At 54.4% G+C, this 19399-nt stretch carries 22 protein-coding genes; 9 read left to right on the plus strand and 13 right to left on the minus strand.

Translation table 11 applies throughout. The features are described from left to right. Nucleotides 1–10 precede the first annotated feature (10 nt). Entirely contained in the window at nt 11–1261 is a 1251-nt protein-coding gene (locus tag AC3GOJ_RS03580; RefSeq protein WP_488236092.1) for a nitronate monooxygenase, read from the plus strand. A 125-nt stretch (nt 1262–1386) separates the two neighbouring features. Beyond that, complete coding sequence (locus tag AC3GOJ_RS03585) at nt 1387–2865, plus strand: CYTH and CHAD domain-containing protein (RefSeq protein ID WP_488236093.1); 1479 nt, start codon at nt 1387–1389, stop codon at nt 2863–2865. A gap of 6 nt (nt 2866–2871) precedes the next feature. On the opposite strand, the gene AC3GOJ_RS03590 is transcribed toward AC3GOJ_RS03585, so the two are convergent. The 5 genes from AC3GOJ_RS03590 to AC3GOJ_RS03610 form a co-directional block, all read right to left on the minus strand. Continuing rightward, nucleotides 2872–3078: a hypothetical protein gene (locus AC3GOJ_RS03590; protein ID WP_488236094.1), complete on the minus strand. Its 207-nt coding sequence runs from the start codon at nt 3076–3078 to the stop codon at nt 2872–2874. A 107-nt stretch (nt 3079–3185) separates the two neighbouring features. Continuing rightward, nucleotides 3186–4244 (minus strand): ACR3 family arsenite efflux transporter, encoded by a 1059-nt coding sequence (arsB, locus tag AC3GOJ_RS03595; RefSeq protein ID WP_488236095.1) that lies wholly within the window; start codon nt 4242–4244, stop codon nt 3186–3188. 1 nt (nt 4245) lies between these two features. Then, the gene (locus tag AC3GOJ_RS03600; protein ID WP_488236096.1) at nt 4246–4662 is read right to left on the minus strand and encodes an arsenate reductase ArsC; all 417 of its coding nucleotides are present in this window, start codon (nt 4660–4662) and stop codon (nt 4246–4248) included. Between the two features lie 8 nt (nt 4663–4670). Next, nucleotides 4671–5033 (minus strand): ArsR/SmtB family transcription factor, encoded by a 363-nt coding sequence (locus AC3GOJ_RS03605; protein ID WP_488236097.1) that lies wholly within the window; start codon nt 5031–5033, stop codon nt 4671–4673. A gap of 90 nt (nt 5034–5123) precedes the next feature. Further along, nucleotides 5124–5651, minus strand: coding sequence for a hypothetical protein (locus AC3GOJ_RS03610; RefSeq protein WP_488236098.1), 528 nt, complete (start codon nt 5649–5651; stop codon nt 5124–5126). Nucleotides 5652–5806: 155 nt separating this feature from the next. Between AC3GOJ_RS03610 and AC3GOJ_RS03615 the strand changes: the two genes are divergently transcribed. The 6 genes from AC3GOJ_RS03615 (at nt 5807) to AC3GOJ_RS03640 (ending at nt 10544) form a co-directional block, all read left to right on the plus strand. Further along, a complete protein-coding gene (locus AC3GOJ_RS03615) occupies nt 5807–6835 on the plus strand; it encodes a CorA family divalent cation transporter (protein WP_488236099.1) in 1029 nt (342 codons plus the stop codon). A 57-nt stretch (nt 6836–6892) separates the two neighbouring features. Then, nucleotides 6893–7708 (plus strand): UDP-2,3-diacylglucosamine diphosphatase, encoded by an 816-nt coding sequence (locus AC3GOJ_RS03620; RefSeq protein ID WP_488236100.1) that lies wholly within the window; start codon nt 6893–6895, stop codon nt 7706–7708. Nucleotides 7709–7728: 20 nt separating this feature from the next. Next, a complete protein-coding gene (locus AC3GOJ_RS03625) occupies nt 7729–8739 on the plus strand; it encodes a glycosyltransferase family 4 protein (protein WP_488236101.1) in 1011 nt (336 codons plus the stop codon). Continuing rightward, nucleotides 8736–9146, plus strand: a complete 411-nt coding sequence (locus tag AC3GOJ_RS03630) for a diacylglycerol kinase (protein WP_488236102.1) — start codon at nt 8736–8738, stop codon at nt 9144–9146. The genes AC3GOJ_RS03625 and AC3GOJ_RS03630 overlap by 4 nt, the downstream gene beginning before the upstream one ends. 11 nt (nt 9147–9157) lie before the next feature. Further along, nucleotides 9158–9652, plus strand: coding sequence for a SixA phosphatase family protein (locus AC3GOJ_RS03635; protein ID WP_488236103.1), 495 nt, complete (start codon nt 9158–9160; stop codon nt 9650–9652). 88 nt (nt 9653–9740) lie between these two features. After that, nucleotides 9741–10544, plus strand: coding sequence for a GNAT family N-acetyltransferase (locus AC3GOJ_RS03640; protein ID WP_488236104.1), 804 nt, complete (start codon nt 9741–9743; stop codon nt 10542–10544). Nucleotides 10545–10551: 7 nt separating this feature from the next. Here the strand turns inward: AC3GOJ_RS03640 and AC3GOJ_RS03645 are convergent, their stop codons facing one another. Genes AC3GOJ_RS03645 through adh form a run of 7 tightly spaced genes read right to left on the minus strand, consistent with a single transcriptional unit; the run spans nt 10552 to nt 15871 of the window. After that, nucleotides 10552–10974 carry a pilin gene (locus AC3GOJ_RS03645; RefSeq protein ID WP_488236105.1) on the minus strand — a complete coding sequence of 141 codons (423 nt, stop codon included), beginning with the start codon at nt 10972–10974 and terminating at the stop codon, nt 10552–10554. A 40-nt stretch (nt 10975–11014) separates the two neighbouring features. After that, on the minus strand, nt 11015–12013 hold the full coding sequence (locus AC3GOJ_RS03650) for an ornithine cyclodeaminase family protein (protein WP_488236106.1): 999 nt from the start codon (nt 12011–12013) through the stop codon (nt 11015–11017). Nucleotides 12014–12038: 25 nt separating this feature from the next. Beyond that, nucleotides 12039–12689 carry a hypothetical protein gene (locus AC3GOJ_RS03655; protein ID WP_488236107.1) on the minus strand — a complete coding sequence of 217 codons (651 nt, stop codon included), beginning with the start codon at nt 12687–12689 and terminating at the stop codon, nt 12039–12041. Then, nucleotides 12686–13315, minus strand: a complete 630-nt coding sequence (locus AC3GOJ_RS03660) for a phosphoribosyltransferase (protein WP_488236127.1) — start codon at nt 13313–13315, stop codon at nt 12686–12688. The genes AC3GOJ_RS03655 and AC3GOJ_RS03660 overlap by 4 nt, the downstream gene beginning before the upstream one ends. Further along, nucleotides 13315–13911 carry a phosphoribosyltransferase family protein gene (locus tag AC3GOJ_RS03665; protein ID WP_488236108.1) on the minus strand — a complete coding sequence of 199 codons (597 nt, stop codon included), beginning with the start codon at nt 13909–13911 and terminating at the stop codon, nt 13315–13317. Before AC3GOJ_RS03665 ends, AC3GOJ_RS03660 begins: the two co-directional genes overlap by 1 nt. Nucleotides 13912–13964: 53 nt before the next feature. Further along, entirely contained in the window at nt 13965–14354 is a 390-nt protein-coding gene (locus tag AC3GOJ_RS03670) for a DUF779 domain-containing protein (RefSeq protein ID WP_488236109.1), read from the minus strand. Continuing rightward, nucleotides 14354–15871 (minus strand): aldehyde dehydrogenase, encoded by a 1518-nt coding sequence (gene adh, locus AC3GOJ_RS03675; RefSeq protein WP_488236110.1) that lies wholly within the window; start codon nt 15869–15871, stop codon nt 14354–14356. Before adh ends, AC3GOJ_RS03670 begins: the two co-directional genes overlap by 1 nt. Nucleotides 15872–16191: 320 nt before the next feature. On the opposite strand from adh, the gene AC3GOJ_RS03680 reads away from it, so the two are divergent. Beyond that, nucleotides 16192–18045 (plus strand): sigma-54-dependent Fis family transcriptional regulator, encoded by a 1854-nt coding sequence (locus tag AC3GOJ_RS03680; protein ID WP_488236111.1) that lies wholly within the window; start codon nt 16192–16194, stop codon nt 18043–18045. On the opposite strand, the gene chrA is transcribed toward AC3GOJ_RS03680, so the two are convergent. Beyond that, entirely contained in the window at nt 18042–19394 is a 1353-nt protein-coding gene (chrA, locus tag AC3GOJ_RS03685) for a chromate efflux transporter (RefSeq protein WP_488236112.1), read from the minus strand. The genes AC3GOJ_RS03680 and chrA overlap by 4 nt on opposite strands. Between the last annotated feature and the right edge of the window lie 5 nt (nt 19395–19399).

The raw sequence follows: 19399 nt of genomic DNA on the forward strand, positions 1-19399 counted from the left end.
AAGCGGTTTTATGACATGCGTTAATGATTTTCGACTGAAGTTCGGTAAAAAAGAGATTGTCCCCATTATTGTGGGCGGCATGGGTGTAGATATTTCAACGGCGCAACTGGCCCTAGAAACAGCCCGGCTAGGTGGCATTGGCCACATCTCGGATGCCATGGTCCCCGATGTCAGCGACAAGCGTTTCAACACAACCTTTGTCAAGGATAAAACCAAGTTTTACCGGCTCAACATTTCGAATTCGGACAAGTCGAGCGTGAAGTTCGATCTCGGTTTGCTGGCCGAAGCAACCAAACTGCATGTCGCCGCGACGATGGAGGCCAAACGTGGTGAAGGCTTGGTATTCGTCAACTGCATGGAAAAGCTCACCATGAATGCGCCGCGTGAAACACTGCAGGTGCGTATGGCCTCCGCGCTAGATGCGGGCATTGACGGCATCACTCTGAGTGCCGGTTTGCACCTGGGCTCCTTCTCGCTGATTGAAGACCACCCGCGATTCCGTGATGCCAAGCTGGGCATCATTGTCTCTTCGGTACGTGCATTGCAGATTTTTCTGCGCAAGAACGCCAAACTCAACCGTTTGCCGGATTACATTGTGGTCGAAGGCCCGTTGGCTGGTGGTCACCTGGGTTTTGGTGCCGATTGGGCGCAATATGATCTGGCCACCATTTGCGCCGAGATCATTCAGTATCTGAAAAACGAACAACTCGATATTCCCGTCGTCGCCGCCGGCGGTATTTTTACCGGCAGCGATGCCACCTCGTTCCTGGAAAACGGTGTTGCCGCCGTACAGGTGGCGACCCGCTTCACCGTGGCCGAAGAATGCGGCCTGCCCTACAAGGTTAAACAGGAATACTTCAAGGCCAGCGAGGCCGATATCGAAGTCAACAATATTTCGCCGACCGGTTACCCGATGCGCATGCTGAAGAGCTCGCCGGCCATTGGATCCGGCATCCGTCCGGGCTGCGAATCTTACGGTTATTTGCTGGATGGTAACGGTAATTGCTCTTATATTACGTCTTATAACCGAGAAATTGCCGAGCATCCGAATAGCAAGAACATCTCGGTCATGGACAAGACGTGTCTGTGCACCCACATGAGCAATATGAATTGCTGGACCTGTGGCCACTACACCTATCGCCTGAAAGATACGACGCACCGACTGGAAGATGGCTCGTATCAGGTCTTGAGTGCCGAGCATGTATTTAACGACTATCTGTACAGCAAAGATCAGAAAATAGCCTTGCCGACACCCGGGTAAGTCGATAGCTCACAGTCTCAATCGGTGACTTGCCATTTATGGACCACCCAGGTAATCTACGTTAAGAATGGTTCATAACCATCTATTTTTTAACGTATTTTTAACATAAATGTCACACTGAGCCGATGGGTACCGAAACCGAATTGAAACTCTCCCTGGCGGCGGAAGATATTCCCCTGCTGCTGAAACATCCCTTACTCGCAGCCGCGCCTAAACGTCAAAAACTGCACAACACCTACTTTGACACGGCCGATCTTGCTCTAACAAAACAAAAAGTCGCTGTCCGTGAACGACGCGTTTTGAGAAAAACGCTACTCACCGTCAAGACGGCACAACGCAGCGAAGGTGGCATCAGCCAGCGTTCAGAGTGGGAAGCCCCCACGCTCCCTGGAAGTTTTGACTTTGCAACCCTGATTGATGATGCGCACCTAGCTGAAGCTCTCAGCCAGATTTCCAGCAGCCTGCTACCCATTTTCACGACCGATTTCAATCGCCGCATCTGGACACTCGATTTTCGCCGAGCCACCATTGAAGTTGCCTTGGATCTGGGCACGATCTCGGTCAGCCGCGATGACATCAACCGTGAACAGCCCATTTGCGAATTGGAGCTTGAACTCAAAGCGGGCTCTCCGGCAACTCTCTTTGCGCTGGCCCGGATGCTCAGCCGTCAGGTCCGCCTCCATCCTGCGGATGAAAGCAAAGCCGCTCGCGGGTATGCACTGTTCCTGAATGACCGCATTTCCCCGGTAAAAGCCGATGCCATGAGCATCGACAGCAACGATACGACCATTGCCGTATTTCTACGCGTGGCACGAAGCTGCATCGCACAACTCCAAGCCAACGAACGCGGTATTCAAACGCCTCAGAATGATGAATACATCCACCAGGCACGGGTCGCACTGCGCAGGCTCCGAACCGCACTTCGGTTATTTGCTGATGCCTTACCCGCTGGTTTTGCGGATCGCTGGAGTAACGCATGGCGAGATATCGCTCAAGAACTTGGCGACGCCCGTAACTGGGACGTCTTTTGTGCTGAGCAGATTCCGTTGCTCGACAAAGACCTGGGCGAACATCCTGACCTGCTGGCTTTAAGAAGCTTTGCCCATCAAAGGCAAATCGCAACACATGACACTGCTAAAAATTATATGAGCAGTAAACAGTACAGCCTGAATATCATCAGTTTCTGTGAAGCACTATTTACCCTCAAGGCGGGTGATGAGTTGATTCGTGGGTATGCGACTAAGGCACTCAAGCGCCGGCATAAACGCTTTGTAACGGGTGCTCGAATGGCACATACCCTGAACGCCGAGCAGCGTCATGAGGTCCGTATCGATCTCAAGAAACTCCGCTACACGCTCGACTTCTTTGAAAGCCTATATCCCAAAAAGAAAGTTCAGGCCTTCAGTCGATCACTGGCTGCAACGCAAGAATTACTGGGGCACATGAATGACTTGGCGACGGCAGAACTGCTGATGGCCGAGCGTCACTTACCTAGCGAGGATGTGCCGATGGCTTGGGCAAAGGGACGGATGAGCGCTTATCTGGATATGTTGCCTGCAGCGCTCAAACCTGTGATCGAACAGTCGGTTCCCTGGGATAAGTAAACGGTTCTACTTGTTTTTTTCTGAGTCTTTTTTGTCGGCGTCCTTTTTGAGGACGTCGTCACAAAAGGCTTTATAACGTTTCACAGCTTGCTTGTAGCCATCTTCATAACCATTGCGGTAACCGGAACCACCGAGTAGCTTTTTGAAGTTAGGCTTGTCCTTGAGTATTTTTTCGAATTGTTCCAAGGCTTCCTGCAGGGATAAATTAGGCATGTCCATGCTCCATAAAGAGACACACGGAACATACCTAATTTCCCGCAGATCAACCACCGCAAACGCGTGAACTTTTTATTTCATTCATGTTTCAAGGGGTGATTGATCTAGGCTCGCTCATACCATTGACGCGATTTCATCACCACACGCACCACCAGCAACATGACCGGTACCTCGATCAACACACCAACTACGGTGGCCAATGCAGCACCCGATTCAAAACCGAAAAGACTGATCGCAGCTGCCACGGCCAGTTCGAAAAAATTCGAGGCGCCGATCAGCGCGGACGGGCCGGCAACGCAGTGCTTTTCGCCCACCGTACGATTCAGCCAATAGGCCAGTGCCGAATTGAAAAACACCTGAATCAGAATCGGCACGGCCAGCAACGCAATAATTAACGGCTGCTCCATGATGGCTTTTCCTTGAAACGCAAAAAGCAGTACCAGCGTCAGTAACAGCGCAGAAATCGACCATGGGCCAATCTTTTCCATCGTGGCATCAAAATGCGCCTGCCCTTTCGCTAACAGCGCCTTGCGCCAGAATTGCGCCAGAATGACCGGAATCACGATATAGAGCACCACCGAAGTCAGCAGCGTGTCCCAGGGCACTGTGATGGCAGAAATACCGAGCAGAAAGGCCACCAGCGGTGCAAAGGCAAACACCATAATCGTGTCATTCAACGCCACCTGCGACAGGGTAAACAGCGGATCACCCTGAGTCAGTCGGCTCCATACGAAAACCATGGCAGTACATGGCGCCGCCGCCAGCAGAATCAGACCGGCGATGTAACTGTCGATCTGGTCAGCCGGCAGGTACTGTGCAAAGATGCCACGGATAAAAAACCAGGCCAGGAAGGCCATGGAGAAGGGTTTGACCAGCCAGTTCACGAACAGCGTGACACCAATACCCTTCACATGCTGCTTCACTTCGTGCAAGGCACCGAAATCTACCTTGACCAGCATCGGGATAATCATGATCCAGATCAGCAGACCCACGGGCAAATTGACCTGGGCCACTTCCATACGTCCCACGGTCTGAAACACTCCGGGCAGCCATTGGCCAAGCACAACACCGGCAACTATGCACAGAAAAACCCAGAGCGTTAGGTAGCGTTCAAACACGCTCATCGGCGAGGTTTTAGCGGCGACTTCACATTGCAGGCTCATGTCAGATGCCCAATGCGTCACGAACGGCCGGAATCAACCGGGCACGGATGTCGTCTCGAACCTGTACAAAACTCTCTAACGGCTCACCATGCGGATCATGGAAGGGCAGATGAATGCGTGGCACCGGCTTCGGGAAAATCGGGCAGGCTTCATGGGCGTTATTACAAACAGTCACCACCAGATCAATTGGCTCATCAATAACCGCATCAATATCTTTGGGAAAGAGCCCCGTCGTCGGCAGCCCTGCCAACTTCAGCGCTTCAATTGCCCCATCGGCTACCATGGGCTGCGGTGTGGTACCCGCAGAAAGGCCTTTTGCCCTGCCTGCCAGATCATGTGTAATTAAAGCTTCTGCCATCTGAGATCGGCAGGAATTTCCTGTACAAAGCACCAGCACATTAAAGACTTTTTCGGACATGATGTACCTCAACAGGAAGTTGCGCAGTTCGCCTTTTTCCGACGCTTTTCGGTGGTATCCACCTGTTCGGTTTTCGGCAGACAGCTCTGACCCTGACAGCACTTGTCCGTCAGGAAAGCGAGAAGCTCATCCATCACGCTGTAGTCCGTAGCGTAGTAGATGAAACGACTTTCCTGCCTGGCTTTGATCAAACCGACGCGGCTCAGATTGGAAAGATGGAAAGATGCCGTTGCGGCCGGCAAGCCCAACTGCTCAGCAATTGCCGAGGCATTCACCCCTGCAGGACCGGCCTCTACCAGCAGGCGATAAATCGCTAGTCGGGTTTCATGGCCCAGGGCAGCCAGCAGTTCAGCAGCATTCAGCGTTTCCATATTTCCAACTTTATCGAATTGTTGTGACGATTTTATGACACAAAAAAGCCAGGCGACAAGGCCTGGCTTTTCTATGACCGTATCTGAACCTTATTTCTTCTTGCCCTTTTTGGGCGGGCGACCGGTTTTGACGCGTTCAACTTTATCCAGGGCAGCGACCAGCACGGCATCGGCCATCGCCACTAGGTGGGCAATACCAGCCCGCAGAATCTCGGACTTCTTGAATTCCTTACCCAGATTCTTCGCACGCTTCTTCAGATCTGCCAGTGCAGCATGCTCATGTGCAGGGAACGAAAAGCTGTCACGAACCAACTTCTGCTTTTTCACGGGTACCGGCTTGACGACATTGGATTTCGTAGCAGCGACAGCGGTTTGACGCTTGGTAGCTACAGTGGCTTTTTTTGCGACAACGGGCTTCAAATTCTTTTCAACGATATTGGCAACTGGCTTCGCAGCGATAGCACGCGGCTTACGCTGTACACTAGATTTTGCAGCAACCGCACGAACCGCAGGCTTGCGGACAGCTGTTTTGGTGGGAGACACGGTAGCGCCAGCAACTGCAGTCGAGGTTGTCTTCGTGGCAGCAGCACGCTTGCGGGGTGTAGAAGGTGTCGTCAAGATGAACTCCTTAAAAAATCGTTGCGCGATTATGGCACAGTGCCCCATGTTTATTGATGAAATCAGAATCAAATCAACGAAGTAATATCCTCGTAACAATAATTTAATAGACTGTAATCACCCAAGCTCAGCCCAATGTCTGGATTGATTTTCGTATGGCCTTTATTCCACTCGACGCACTGATAGATCCTTTGCTGATCCCAACGGATGGCGTCGTATTCGCATGGGAAATGCAAGGCAACCAATCTCACGAAATCGCCTCAGATCAGATTGACACTGCCCTGGCCGATAACAGCAAATCCTTGTGGCTGCACCTCAATCTGTCCAACGCCCGTGTCCAACGCTGGCTGCGCCATACACCGCAACTACCGGATTCGTTAAAGGAAGCCATTCTCGACGAAGTCAGTCGGAGCCGGATGGAAACGATCGAGGAATTCGGTGATGGACTGATGATGGTCATGAACGACTTCCGTATCGGCCTTAATCATTCTGGTGGCGATGAAGAAGAAACCGGCACGCTCTGGGCCATCATGACGCCGCGGCTCATGCTGTCATTACGGGCTCATCCCCTGCTGACGACCGACACACTACGTCAGCTATTACGGCAAAAACGCATTACGCCAAAATCTGTCGTTGATCTTTATCATGAACTGATCGAAGAACGCGCCACCCACCTGCGTCGAAAAACGGATCAGCTATCTGACCAGATGGACGATCTCGAAGAAGTGCTGATCGCTGGTGACCGCCTGCCAGAGCATGAAACCTTGGGCAGACTCCGTATCACCTGCAGCCGTTTAAGACGTCACTACGCACCAGAGCTCACCGCATTACGCAGACTCATTCGGCGTCGACCCACCTGGTTCAGCGATGATGATGCCGACAAACTCCGTGAGCAAATCGAGCTGTTGGCCTTTCTGGTCGATGAAGTGAATAACCTCTACGAACGTGCCAAAGTCCTGCAGGACGAGCTTTCCGCTCATGTTGCCGAATTCAACGCCAAAAACCTACAAGTACTCTCGGTGATGACCGTGATCTTTCTGCCGATGACGCTGGTGACCGGTGTCATGGGTATGAACATGGAAGATCTACCCGGCCTGGAGCATTCCTTCTGGGTTGTCATGATCATCATGTTTGGCGCAGGGCTCGCTGTCTATCTAGGTCTTCGATATCGTCGCGTTATTTAATACTGCCGTCACATTAATTTAAAACCAGCGTCACACAGCTCATGCTTAATGTGTGGCGTGGAAAATCAAGAATACCGCTTTCGCACGATCTGGATCTCTGACGTGCATCTGGGCACCCCGGGCTGCCAGGCTAACTACCTCCTCGACTTTCTACGCACCCATGAGTCCGAGACGCTGTATCTTGTGGGAGATATTCTCGATGGGTGGCACCTTAAAAAAGGGTGGTACTGGCCGCAGACACACAATGATGTGGTGCAGAAAATTCTGCGCAAGGGCCGCAAAGGAACCCGCGTTGTTTTCATACCTGGCAACCACGATGAAAGCGTCCGACAGTTTATCGGCCTGAGCTTCGGTGAAATCGAGGTCAAAGAGGATGACATTCACACATTAGCCAACGGCAAGCGTATGTGGATTACGCATGGCGACCTCTTTGACGGCGTCATGCAGCATGCCCGTTGGCTGGCTTACGTCGGTGACAGCGCCTACACCGTCATTCTCAAACTCAATCGCTGGTTCAACGCCATACGCGTACGCATGGGGCTGCCGTATTGGTCTCTATCGCAGTATCTGAAACACCAGGTTAAAAATGCGGTGAATTTTATTTCCGCCTTCGAACATGTCATGACCGAAGAAGCCAAGAGGCGGCAGTGCGATGGCGTTGTATGCGGCCATATTCACAAAGCTGAAATCCGCGACATCAACGGCATCCTGTATGCCAACGATGGTGACTGGGTGGAGAGCCTGACAGCACTGGTTGAAGACTTTGACGGCAATCTCGAAATCGTTCACTGGAACCGTCGGGTCGATGCACCGCTGAACCTGCTCAGTTTGCATCAGGAGCTGTCGAACCAGGGACTCGACTCAAACCACTGAATCGGCACACAGGGGATGAAATGAAAATTCTAATCGTGACAGATGCCTGGGAACCACAAGTCAATGGTGTGGTGCGAACCATCAAATCGACCCGGCGCGAATTGGAAAAACAGGGGCATCATGTCGATATTCTGAGCCCGCTGGAATTCAAAACCGTTCCCTGCCCTACCTATCCGGATATCCAGCTCTCGCTGCGCCCCAAGCGGCAGGTCTATCAGCGTATTGAAAACTTCACCCCAGATGCCATTCATATTGCGACAGAAGGACCACTGGGATTGGCGGCCCGTTCATGGGCGCTGAAAAACAATTTTCCGTTCACCACCGCCTACCACACCCGATTCCCGGAATATGTCCATGCCCGACTGCGAGTACCGCTGAGCTGGACCTATCAGTATCTGAAATGGTTTCACGGCCCGGCCAGAGCCGTGATGGCCCCAACCCATGTGGTCAAGCACGATCTCGAGATCTGCGGTTTTAAAAATGTCGTCCTCTGGAGCCGTGGCGTTGAGCTCGATATCTTTACACCACGCAAAGTACAGCGACTGGGAACGCGCCCACCCATTTTTCTGTATGTCGGCCGTGTCGCTGTAGAAAAGAATATCGAGGCTTTTCTGGAGCTTGATCTACCAGGCTCCAAATGGGTCGCCGGTGAAGGTCCGGCACTCGCCGCACTCCGTGCCAAATATCCCAAAGCCAACTTTATGGGCGTACTCAGCCAGAATGAATTGGCTGAAGTGTACTCATCGGCCGATGTGTTTGTGTTCCCGAGCAAAACCGATACCTTTGGTCTTGTCTTACTCGAAGCCATGGCCTGTGGATTACCGGTAGCGGCTTATCCCGTAACCGGCCCCCTGGATGTGATCGGCGATGCGCCTGCCGGTGCCTTAAACGCTGATCTGCGGCAGGCCTGCCTGGATGCGCTATCACTCAAGCGTGAAGATGCGTTATCGCATGCTCAGAAATTCTCCTGGGCTGCCGCCACCGAGCAATTTCTGACACATCTGCATCCGCAACGGAAGGCCTCGGTTTGACTTTGCAGCAACAGGATTATGATCCTCGGCAGAACCCCTATAAAGTTCACCACGGATTAAAACGTGTCTGGTTAGCCGGTGGCCATTCTTTGCAGGGACTGGTTTTTGCTCTCCGCGAAGAAAGCGCCTTCCGTCAGGAGCTGGTTCTGGCGCTGCTCATGCTTCCCTGGGCGTTTGCCTACAGTTTTAGCAGCGTAGAGCGACTGCTGTTAATTGGCACTCTGTTACTAGTGCTCATCGTGGAGCTCATCAATTCCGGCATCGAGGCCGCCATTGATCGTATTTCCTTCGAAAGGCACAGCCTCTCGAAACGCGCCAAAGACTACGGCAGCGCCGCTGTCTTATTAGCGTTGCTATTTTGTGGTGGTGTCTGGGCTACAATTTTTTATCCTGTTTTTTTTAGTTAAAGTTATCCGCAATGAATCTGATTTTATGGCGCCACGCCGAAGCCATCGATCTCGGCACCCCTGTCACACCTGGTTGTAAACGAGACCTTGATCGCCACCTGACCGAACGGGGGCAACAACAGGCTACCGCAACGGCACGCTGGCTGAACAAAAACCTGAAGCGCGACTTTCGTGTCATCACCAGCCCTGCTCTTCGTGCACTGCAAACCGCTAAAGCATTTACGGACAAGCCCGAAATCATTCAGGAACTATGTCCTCTGGCCGACGCCAGCCACGTGCTCGCGGCGATCAACTGGCCACAAGGTAAAGATGTGATTGTGATCGGTCATCAACCCTGGCTGGGTCGTGTGGCCAGCTTACTGCTTTCCGGGCAAGAGCAGGATTGGTCGGTCAAGAAATCAGCCATCTGGTGGTTGTCGCATCGGGTCCGCAAGCAGGAAGACCAAGAAAAACCCCAGACCGTGCTCAGACTGGTATTACCGCCAGACCTAATCACACCTAACTGACTTTCATCGTACTGTCATCACTTGTTCATGGTTTCGTCATTTCCTACAGCTACAGTCTTTTCAGTTTCAAGAATAACTGAGGACATCCATGTCGGAAAAGATCACCGATCAGACGGTAACGATTAACGAACACGCGCAACAGGCGCAGATCGTCAAACCAACGCATACGCCTTCACTGCAAATTTCCTGGGCACGCCATCAGGATGAAGTCGAAGAAGCGCAACGGCTGCGGTACAAGGTCTTTGTTGAAGAAATGGGCGCCAATCTGCCCAAGGCAAAAAACGGCCTGGATCAGGATCTGTTTGACGCCTGGTGTGACCATCTCATTGTCCGCGATGAAGAAACGCTGCGGGTTGTGGGCACCTACCGTGTGCTCACACCGCACCAAGCGCGGAAACTGGGGAGTCTCTATTCCGAGACTGAATTTGATCTCACCCGCCTCACGCACCTACGCCCGAAAATGATTGAACTCGGTCGATCCTGCGTGCACCAGGACTATCGCACCGGCAGTGTCATCATGGCCCTCTGGAGCGGTATCGGTCGTTACATGGTTCAGGGCGGGTACGAAAGCATGCTTGGCTGCGCCAGTGTATCCATGGCAGATGGGGGCCACTATGCTGCCAGCTTGTATCAACAGTTCCGAGCCAATCATCTGGCAGATATCGAATATCGGGTTTTCCCGCGGTTGGCTCTCCCGGTCGACAGCCTGAACCAGGGGCTGCAGGTCGAGCCTCCACCCCTGGTGAAAGGTTACTTGCGACTGGGTGCCAAAATTTGTGGTGCCCCCGCCTGGGACCCGGATTTCAACACCGCGGATTTCCTCACATTGTTACGGCTACCCGATCTGCACCCCCGCTATGCCCGCCATTTTCTGGGCGAGCATGCGGCTTAACTGACGATTACTTACCGGCACAACCCGAGGGCACGTATTTCTGCTCGAGGGTTGTCGTACAGGCCCAGCTCGTCACCGAGGCATTGGCAATCGCACCCGTATAAACAATCGTCTTGCCATCGACATTCTTGTCGATGCCCTTCAGGGCAACCGTCACTGTAGCGCTACTGGCATCCCCACCCGAAGTCACGCTCTCCACATACTGCGTGTTGCCCGAACACAGGTTATTCGGAATGCTGGTCGAACCACTCTGCACGGCTTCCGTCACAGACACCTTGCATGCCGATGCTGCCAGCAGACCTTCGGAAACCTTGGCGCGAATGGTGTAGTTCTGATAAGCCGGCAGTGCCACAGCTCCCAGAATACCGACGATGGCAATCACTACCATCAGTTCGATCAGAGTAAAGCCCGATTCAAACGACTTGCGCATTGCTCTCTCCCGTGAAAACCGTAAAAATTCTAAGGGCATCTTAACGCATCGCGGCATCTGCCGCAAAAGCGATGGGTAATTCCGTGCCCAGTCCCTGGGCGACCGCACGCTCCAGGACCTTCAGCGCCACCGCCATATCCTGAACACCCAGTCCCTGCGATTCAAAGACGCTCATGCCCTGAGGATCGGGCTTGACCGGCACCCGCCCCGTGATCACGTCACCCAGCTCAACCAGCTGACGCGGCAACAAGCGGCCTTTTTCCAGTAGCGGGAGAAGATCACCGGCCTCGCGCAGCGCTGTTTCCAATGTATCCACCACAAGAGGGCAAGCTTTGCGCAACAGCGCTTCGGGCAGCTCTCGGCGAATCAGTGCATTACCACCCGCCGCATTGATATGTGTGCCAGGGTTGACCCATTCCGTCAGCAGAACCGGCTCACTGCTGGTGGTAATCGTGCCAACGACATCGGCAGCCGAAACCGCATCAGCCGCGCCTTCGGGCGTCACCGAGACCATTGTACGATCCGGAAACTGTGCCTGCATTCTGGCGACAAACGCATCCCGCTTTTCCGGGTTACGGGCAATAATCGAGACCTTCTGAATCGGCAACACCGCTAATTGTGCCGCCAGGTGTCCTTCCGCCTGCCAACCCGAACCGAACATCGCCAATGAGCGCGCATGCGGATTCGCCAGCCAGCGCGAAGCCACACCCGATGCCGCACCCGTGCGAATCATCCCCAGCAAATCCGCCGAGATCATGGCCCTGAGGGCCCCGCTGCTGCCGTCATACAGGTGGATTAAGAAACGGTTTCCTGCCCGACTACTGGTATAGGCCTTGAAGCCGGTCACCGACACGCCGGCCGGGTCGGTATAACTGGCCTGCAGGAGATGCAACGCCAGCTTGGGTGTTCGTGTGCGCTGGCGTGGCAGATCCTGCGCCCGGCCTTCCGTCAGCGCCCGATGGGCATCTTCCACTGCGGCAATCGCCAACGGCATATCCAGCACCTGGCGGACATCGGCTTCTGTCAGATACAACGCCATAAAACGCTCCCAGTCATCAAGACTTTCATTTTATCGCGGGATGACAGAGACGTTTAAGCAACCAGTGTGTTGGTAAAAACAATAAAAAAACCAACATGAATTGCAGCACCACAAACCATACAGGCTCCGGCAACCAGGTTTGCGGCTTGACATCGCTAAAACCGTAAACGTAGTTGATATTCACGGGCAAGGCTGGATTCTGCAGAGGGGCCGGCGGGGGCGGCATAAAGAAATAGCAGACATAAAGCGACGTAAATGCCAGCCCCATCCATAGGGGGAGTCCTCGCGGATCGTAACCGGTTTTACGCAGCAGCCAGATCAGCAGAAACGGCAACCAGAAATGAAAGAACGACAGAAAACGCACATAAAGCGGAATCGAGGCCTGGAACATGTAATCCGTCATGCCCGTCATCGGGATACCCAACAACGAGGATATGAAATCCGTTGCCCACAACAGCTGGGGCAGCAGAATTCCCACTGCAGCAGCGGAGACCAGCAGCGGACTCTCTCGCCACATCGCGAGCGTGGTCAAGATCAACGCCATGTCACAAAAAAACAGAAAATTGGTGGGGCCATAGGTGATCCAGTACACCGGAATCAACACCGCGACATAGGCCGTGATCAGCAGCTTGGCACCCAGTGGAATCAGCGGCTTCTGGTTGAGATGCAGATTCATCCGTGACCTTTCAATAAGACAACCGCTTGGTCATCCTCGACTTGAGAAAAATCGCGATAAAAACGGCCTACCCCCCCGAACTCCGCCACCACCTGTAAACAGACAACGGCGTCGCACAGGGGCCGGATACCGGCCACTGCCTCGGGTGAGGCCACGGGTACGGCACAGATCAGCGTCGCCGGTTTCTGGCTGCGGACTTCCAGCAAGGCCGCACGCATGGTGGCGCCGGTTGCCATGCCGTCATCCACCACAATCACCGTCCGCCCTTGGATTGCTGCCGGCGGACGTACTGCCGCATATTGCAAGCGCCGGCGGCGAATCGTTGCTAGCTGTTGCTCAACCGCTTCGGCCAGATAGGCCGCATCCGCCCCTGCCCGCTCGGCATAGTCGGCCACAAACATCTTGCCCGACTCTCCCACAGAACCCACAGCAAACTCTGGATTAGAAGGTGCGCCCAGTTTGCGGACCAGCACCACATCCAGATCACCATGCAGCGTATCGGCCACGACACGACCGAGCGGTACACCGCCCCGGGGAATCGCCAACACGAGCGGCTGATCCCGCTGATAGCCTTGTAGTGCGCCACAAAGCTGCCGTGCCGCATCCGCCCGATCCGCAAACAGCATCACGCCGCACCCTCTAACCGCAAGAGTTCAATCTGAAACAACGGTTCATACGGTGGCACATGGCATTCCACCACATCGGCTGGGGCCACTTGCAGGTGAACCCCCACCACATCGGCACGGATCGGCAGTTGGGTCACATGCCGGTCCGCGAGTACTGCCGTATAAATCGCCGATGGCGATTTAGCATTTAGCCATTCAATCACGCGCAGCAAGGAATGCCCCGTATACAGCACATCATCAACAATCAATAAGGTATACCCGGTCAGATCCAGTTCGGCCTGCCCCTGTTGCTCGGTCAGCCGGGTTTCCGGGTGTAGTAACGTCAGATCATCCGCATAGCGCTTGACCTTGAGATCTAGGCGCATGGGCATCGGCAGATGAAACAAGCGGACCAGCGCCTCGCACAGCTGATCGGCCAACGGTGCCCCCCGGCGCAACACCCCAATCACGGCCACTTTATTGGCCCCGGCCAGCAACGGTGCTGCCTGATGTGCCATACCATCCATCAAGGCCTGCATCTGCGCCGGGGCATACAGCAAAAACCGGGTTCCGGGCGGATGATCCGCCGGATCAATCTGATGGGCTTGAGTCGTCATGGTGAACCTCAACACAGTGTCATCCTGCAATGAGGTTACACGCTTTTAGTTACTCATGCTTCTTGCAGTGCAGCCAGCTCCGCATCCGTAAACAACCGGGATCGTGTTAAAAACCGCAACCCGGTCGGCCGCTCCAGAGAGAACATCCCGCCACTCCCAGGAATCGCATCAATGATCAGATGCGTGTGTTCCCAGTAAGCAAACTGCGACTGGCTCATATAAAACGGCACACCGCCAATCTCACCCAGCTTGACGTCCACATCCCCGACCAGAAACTCATTGGCAGGAAAGCACATAGGCGCACTACCGTCACAACACCCACCGGATTGATGAAACAGCAGCGCGCCGTGCTTGGCCTGTAACTGGGCGATTAACGCCAGTGCCGCCGGCGTTGCCGAAACGCGGCTGACGGCACTGTTACGAGGCGTTAAGTCGGTGGCCATTAGAAGAAGCCGAGTGGCGACTCACTGTAGCTGACCAACAGGTTCTTGGTCTGCTGATAATGATCTAGCATCATCTTGTGGTTCTCACGACCAATGCCAGACTGCTTGTAGCCGCCAAAGGCGGCATGGGCCGGATAGGCATGGTAACAGTTGGTCCACACACGACCAGCCTGAATGGCACGACCGACGCGGAAGGCGCGATTGCCGTTACGCGTCCAGACACCCGCCCCCAGGCCATACAACGTGTCGTTGGCGATCTCGATGGCTTCGGCTTCATCTTTGAAAGTCGTCACCGATACGACGGGTCCGAAGATCTCTTCCTGGAAGATGCGCATCTTGTTATGGCCCTTGAACACCGTCGGCTGAATGTAATAACCGCCGGCCAGATCCCCATCCATATGTGCCTGCGCACCACCGATCAGGCACTGAGCACCCTCTTCCTTACCCAGCTTCAGATAAGAGTTGATCTTCTCCAGCTGCTCATTCGAGGCCTGGGCACCGATCATGGTGTTAGGGTCCAGCGGGTTGCCCTGCTTGATGGCCGCCACGCGCTTGAGCACGCGTTCCATAAACTTCTCGTAGATGGATTCCTGCACCAGCACACGCGACGGACAGGTACAGACTTCGCCCTGATTCAACGCAAACAGCGTAAAGCCTTCCAGCACTTTGTCGAAATAGCTGTCATCGGCATCCATCACATCTTCAAAGAAAATGTTCGGGCTCTTGCCGCCCAGTTCCAGCGTCACCGGAATCAGATTCTGGCTGGCGTATTGCATAATCAAACGACCCGTCGTCGTTTCACCGGTAAAGGCAATCTTGGCAATGCGCGGGCTGGAGGCCAGCGGTTTACCGGCTTCCAGGCCGAAACCATTCACCACATTCAGCACACCCGGTGGCAACAGATCGCCGATCAGCTCAATCAGCACCAGCAGCGAGGCCGGTGTCTGCTCAGCCGGCTTCAGCACCACACAGTTACCCGCACCCAGTGCCGGCGCCAGCTTCCATACAGCCATGAGAATTGGAAAATTCCAGGGAATAATCTGACCAACAACGCCAAGCGGTTCTTTGTAATGGTAGGCATAGGTGTCGTGATCAATCTCGCTGATGCCACCTTCTTCGGCACGCACGCAACCGGCAAAGTAGCGGAAGTGATCAATCGCCAGCGGAATATCGGCCGCCATCGTTTCGCGAATTGGCTTACCGTTATCCAGTGTCTCTGCCGTAGCGATCAGTTTGAGATTCGCTTCCATACGGTCGGCAATCTTGTTCAGGATATTGGCACGATCCGCCTGCGAGGTTTTACCCCAGGCGGTCTTGGCGGCATGGGCCGCATCCAGGGCCAGATTGATGTCCTTCTCGTTAGAGCGCGGGATTTCACAGAGCACCTTGCCTGTAATCGGCGTCGTATTCTCGAAGTACTGACCATCCACCGGAGCCACCCACTGCCCGTTGATGTAGTTGGCATAACGCGGCTTAAATGGGTTATCGACAGTGATGTTATTGATGGTAATGCTCATGGTTGTCTCCTGAATATGGACATGATGGATCTCATACGACGCACACCTGAAACCGGTGGTTATTCGACCTAGTGCATGAGCCGTGCCAGAAATATTTTTTAATCACGATTGATGCAACGCACATACCTCTTTTGCCTTGCCAGCCAGTGCGCAATTTTTTTGCGCTGCTTCGCAACATATCAATCGCCTGCTTGATCTAAAAATACTGCCCATCAGCTGCAACACTTTGTCGCAATTTCTGCGACACTTTGTCGCTCATCCGCCGACAATGCGACACTTATCGCGACCCTCTTTGCGCCTTTCTCACCGGATCACCACTCATGCGACAACCGCCTGCCAACAATCTGCCAGATACCATTCTGCGCTCCTGGCATCGCTGTACTGATCTGGGCGTCATTGAAGATCAGATTCCCTACGCAGAGCCCCTCACCCACAACGAGCTGCTGATACTGCGTGAAGCCTCCGGTGAACTCCTGCCCATGGTTGAACCGGAGTTGGACTTCCTCGGCGAAATGTTTCAGGGCACCGACTCGGTCGTGTTGCTGGCCAACCCCAACGGCATGATTCTTGATACCCGGGGCACCGGCAGTTTTCTTGATAAAGCGGGTCAGGTCGCCCTCAAATCCGGCGTCGTCTGGAGCGAATCCGAGCGCGGCACCAACGCCATTGGCACGGCCATTGCCGAAGGCACCATGGTCGAAGTCTGGGGCAACGAACACTTTCACCGACAACACGCCGCCCTTTGCTGTACGGCGGCGCCGATCCTCGATCACCAGGGGCGCATCGCCGGCGTCATTGATATCTCGGGCGATGCCCGTCTACCGCGTGGCTACGCGCAAGGTGCACTCGGTCGGGCCATTCGAGAGGTCGAGCACCGCTGGCTCATGCAATCTCCCGGTCAGCTCAACCGGCTGCGCTTTCATGAAAAGAGTAATCATCTTGGCAGCTTCCGTGAAGGCATCCTCCTGCTCGACGGCGAAATCATCGTCGGTGCCAACCGTGAAGCCGTGCGCTGGCTCGGCGCCACCTGGTCACTAATCGGTGAGCGTTGGTCCCAAATTTTCAGCACCCCGCTACTCAAAGCCGGCAGTGATGAAACCCTACTCATGACCCACAGCGGCCTGCTCTATCGCGGCGTCATGGAAAAGCCGGCGCCTCTATCGATGGAAAGACCGCATCCGGCAACCCCTGAGCCAGCAACCGATATCGATGTTGCCATCACCGCGCATACCTCACTCTCGTCCGTCTCATCTGCCTGGCTGGACAGCAACACAAGACAACAGCTCGATCAAGCGGTACGCGCCGTTGATGCCGAACTCTCCGTCATCATTCAGGGAGAAACCGGGACCGGCAAAGAAGTCATGGCCCGGCTCATCCACGAACACAGCCAGCGCCACAACAAACCCTTTGTCGCCATCAACTGTGCCGCCCTACCCGAAGGCCTCATCGAATCCGAACTCTTTGGCTATGCCGAAGGTGCCTTCACCGGCGCACGCAAAAGTGGCGCCATCGGCCGCGTCTTCGAAGCCGATGGCGGCATCCTGTTTCTCGATGAAATCGGCGACATGTCGCTCATGCTGCAAACCCGATTACTACGCGTTTTGCAGGATCGCGCCGTCCAACCCCTGGGCGGCGGCAAATCACGGCCGGTTAACTTTGTCGTCCTGTCAGCCACCCACCGGGATCTGGCCGCCATGGTCAGCGCCGGCACCTTCCGCGCCGACCTCTATTACCGACTGCATTTCCACCAGATTGATTTATCGCCCTTACGTCATCGCACCGACAAAACCGCCTTCATCGATGCGCTCTGGCAGGAAGCCGGCGCCACACGCCGCCAGCTCACACTCTCCAACGAAGCTCGTCAGGCCTTAAATAACTACGACTGGCCCGGCAACTTCCGCCAGCTCGCCCACCTCGTCAAAACGCTCGTCGCCCTCGCCGAACCGCACCAGAGCATCGGCATCAACGATCTGCCGGCAGAATACCGAATCACCCATACGCCAGCGATCACAAACGCGGACGCATCCAGCGCTACTGACACTGACGAAAGCTTGTCACCCGAACGCATCAAACTGGCGCTCGAACAATCGCACTATAAGGTCGCCACAGCCGCCCGCCGGCTTGGTGTGCATCGTTCAACGTTGTACCGGTATATGGCAGCTTATAACCTTTAAGACATCCATGTCTTGAGCAGGAAGCCCATGATGGCACAGCCGGCAATCACATGAATCACGTTCGCCTTAAAGCGGAATAAGGCGATCGCAGCACTCAGCGTGATAAGCGCCGACATCCCATCGAAGGCCCCCTCAAATCCTTTTGGCCAAAAGACATGATAGCCGAAGAACAATGCCAAGCTCAGAATGACACCGACCACCGCCGCCGTAATAGCAGTCAGCGGTCCCGTGAATTTCAGATCGTTATGAGTGGTTTCGATGAATGGTCCACCCATCATGATGAAAACAAAGGACGGTAGGAAGGTGAACCAGGTAACCACGATGGCCGCCACAGCACCTGCCATGAACAGGCTGTCCGGGCCGAAAAACGCTTTAACGTAGCCACCCACGAAGCCAACAAAGGTCACGATCATGATGAGCGGGCCGGGTGTAGTTTCGCCCAATGCTAAACCATCCATCATTTGTGTTGGAGTTAGCCAGCCATAATCACCCACTGCGCCCTGATAAACATAAGGCAGAACAGCGTACGCACCACCAAATGTCAGCAGCGCAGCTTTGGTGAAAAACCAGCCCATTTGAGTCAGTGTATGGTGCAACCCATAGATAGCCATCAGTAATCCCATCGGCAACAACCAGAGCAGGCTACCGATAAATGCCACCTTCAACAGTTTGCTCCAGGCGAACAGAGCGTGTTCCGGTATCGGTGTGTCATCATCAATCAACGCCGGACCAAAGGATTGATCGGCTTTGCCATGCCCACCACCGGCCTTGAACTTGTCCGGAGCCATGCGGCCGCCAAAATACCCGATCATGGCAGCCACAACGACAATGGCCGGAAACGGCACATTGAGCGCAAAAATAGCCACAAAGGAAGCGGCAGCGATCACCCACAACACATTATTCTTCAAAGCGCGGGAGCCAATCCGATGCGCTGCCTGAACCACAATGGCGGTTACCGCCGGCTTAATGCCATAAAACAGACCAGCAACCAGCGGCATATCGCCGTAGGCCATATAAATCCACGACAGAAAAATCAGAATAAACAACGACGGCAAAACAAATAACCCACCCGCCATGAGGCCGCCCCAACTACGGTGCATCAACCAACCGATATAGGTCGCCAACTGCTGGGCTTCCGGACCCGGGAGCACCATGCAGTAATTGAGCGCATGGAGGAAACGGCGCTCGGAAATCCAGCGCCGCCGTTCCACCAGCTCCTGGTGCATGATGGCAATCTGACCGGCTGGGCCGCCAAAGCTGATAAGGCCCAGTTTCAGCCAGAACTTAAAGGCCTGCCAAAAGCTCACAGCAATGGGTTGTTGTTCGATGGAAGCAGATTTTTCTGTCATGTGGG

It is taken from the genome of Fluviibacter sp. (genome assembly GCF_057744235.1).

Coding starts and splice junctions, on each gene's coding strand:
- AC3GOJ_RS03580 (WP_488236092.1), top strand. CDS start 11: ATGACATGCGTTAATGATTTTCGACTGAAGTTCGGTAAAAAAGAGATT.
- AC3GOJ_RS03585 (WP_488236093.1), top strand. CDS start 1,387: ATGGGTACCGAAACCGAATTGAAACTCTCCCTGGCGGCGGAAGATATT.
- AC3GOJ_RS03590 (WP_488236094.1), bottom strand. CDS start 3,078: ATGCCTAATTTATCCCTGCAGGAAGCCTTGGAACAATTCGAAAAAATA.
- arsB (WP_488236095.1), bottom strand. CDS start 4,244: ATGAGCCTGCAATGTGAAGTCGCCGCTAAAACCTCGCCGATGAGCGTG.
- AC3GOJ_RS03600 (WP_488236096.1), bottom strand. CDS start 4,662: ATGTCCGAAAAAGTCTTTAATGTGCTGGTGCTTTGTACAGGAAATTCC.
- AC3GOJ_RS03605 (WP_488236097.1), bottom strand. CDS start 5,033: ATGGAAACGCTGAATGCTGCTGAACTGCTGGCTGCCCTGGGCCATGAA.
- AC3GOJ_RS03615 (WP_488236099.1), top strand. CDS start 5,807: ATGGCCTTTATTCCACTCGACGCACTGATAGATCCTTTGCTGATCCCA.
- AC3GOJ_RS03625 (WP_488236101.1), top strand. CDS start 7,729: ATGAAAATTCTAATCGTGACAGATGCCTGGGAACCACAAGTCAATGGT.
- AC3GOJ_RS03635 (WP_488236103.1), top strand. CDS start 9,158: ATGAATCTGATTTTATGGCGCCACGCCGAAGCCATCGATCTCGGCACC.
- AC3GOJ_RS03640 (WP_488236104.1), top strand. CDS start 9,741: ATGTCGGAAAAGATCACCGATCAGACGGTAACGATTAACGAACACGCG.
- AC3GOJ_RS03645 (WP_488236105.1), bottom strand. CDS start 10,974: ATGCGCAAGTCGTTTGAATCGGGCTTTACTCTGATCGAACTGATGGTA.
- AC3GOJ_RS03650 (WP_488236106.1), bottom strand. CDS start 12,013: ATGGCGTTGTATCTGACAGAAGCCGATGTCCGCCAGGTGCTGGATATG.
- AC3GOJ_RS03655 (WP_488236107.1), bottom strand. CDS start 12,689: ATGAATCTGCATCTCAACCAGAAGCCGCTGATTCCACTGGGTGCCAAG.
- AC3GOJ_RS03660 (WP_488236127.1), bottom strand. CDS start 13,315: ATGCTGTTTGCGGATCGGGCGGATGCGGCACGGCAGCTTTGTGGCGCA.
- AC3GOJ_RS03665 (WP_488236108.1), bottom strand. CDS start 13,911: ATGACGACTCAAGCCCATCAGATTGATCCGGCGGATCATCCGCCCGGA.
- AC3GOJ_RS03670 (WP_488236109.1), bottom strand. CDS start 14,354: ATGGCCACCGACTTAACGCCTCGTAACAGTGCCGTCAGCCGCGTTTCG.
- adh (WP_488236110.1), bottom strand. CDS start 15,871: ATGAGCATTACCATCAATAACATCACTGTCGATAACCCATTTAAGCCG.
- AC3GOJ_RS03680 (WP_488236111.1), top strand. CDS start 16,192: ATGCGACAACCGCCTGCCAACAATCTGCCAGATACCATTCTGCGCTCC.
- chrA (WP_488236112.1), bottom strand. CDS start 19,394: ATGACAGAAAAATCTGCTTCCATCGAACAACAACCCATTGCTGTGAGC.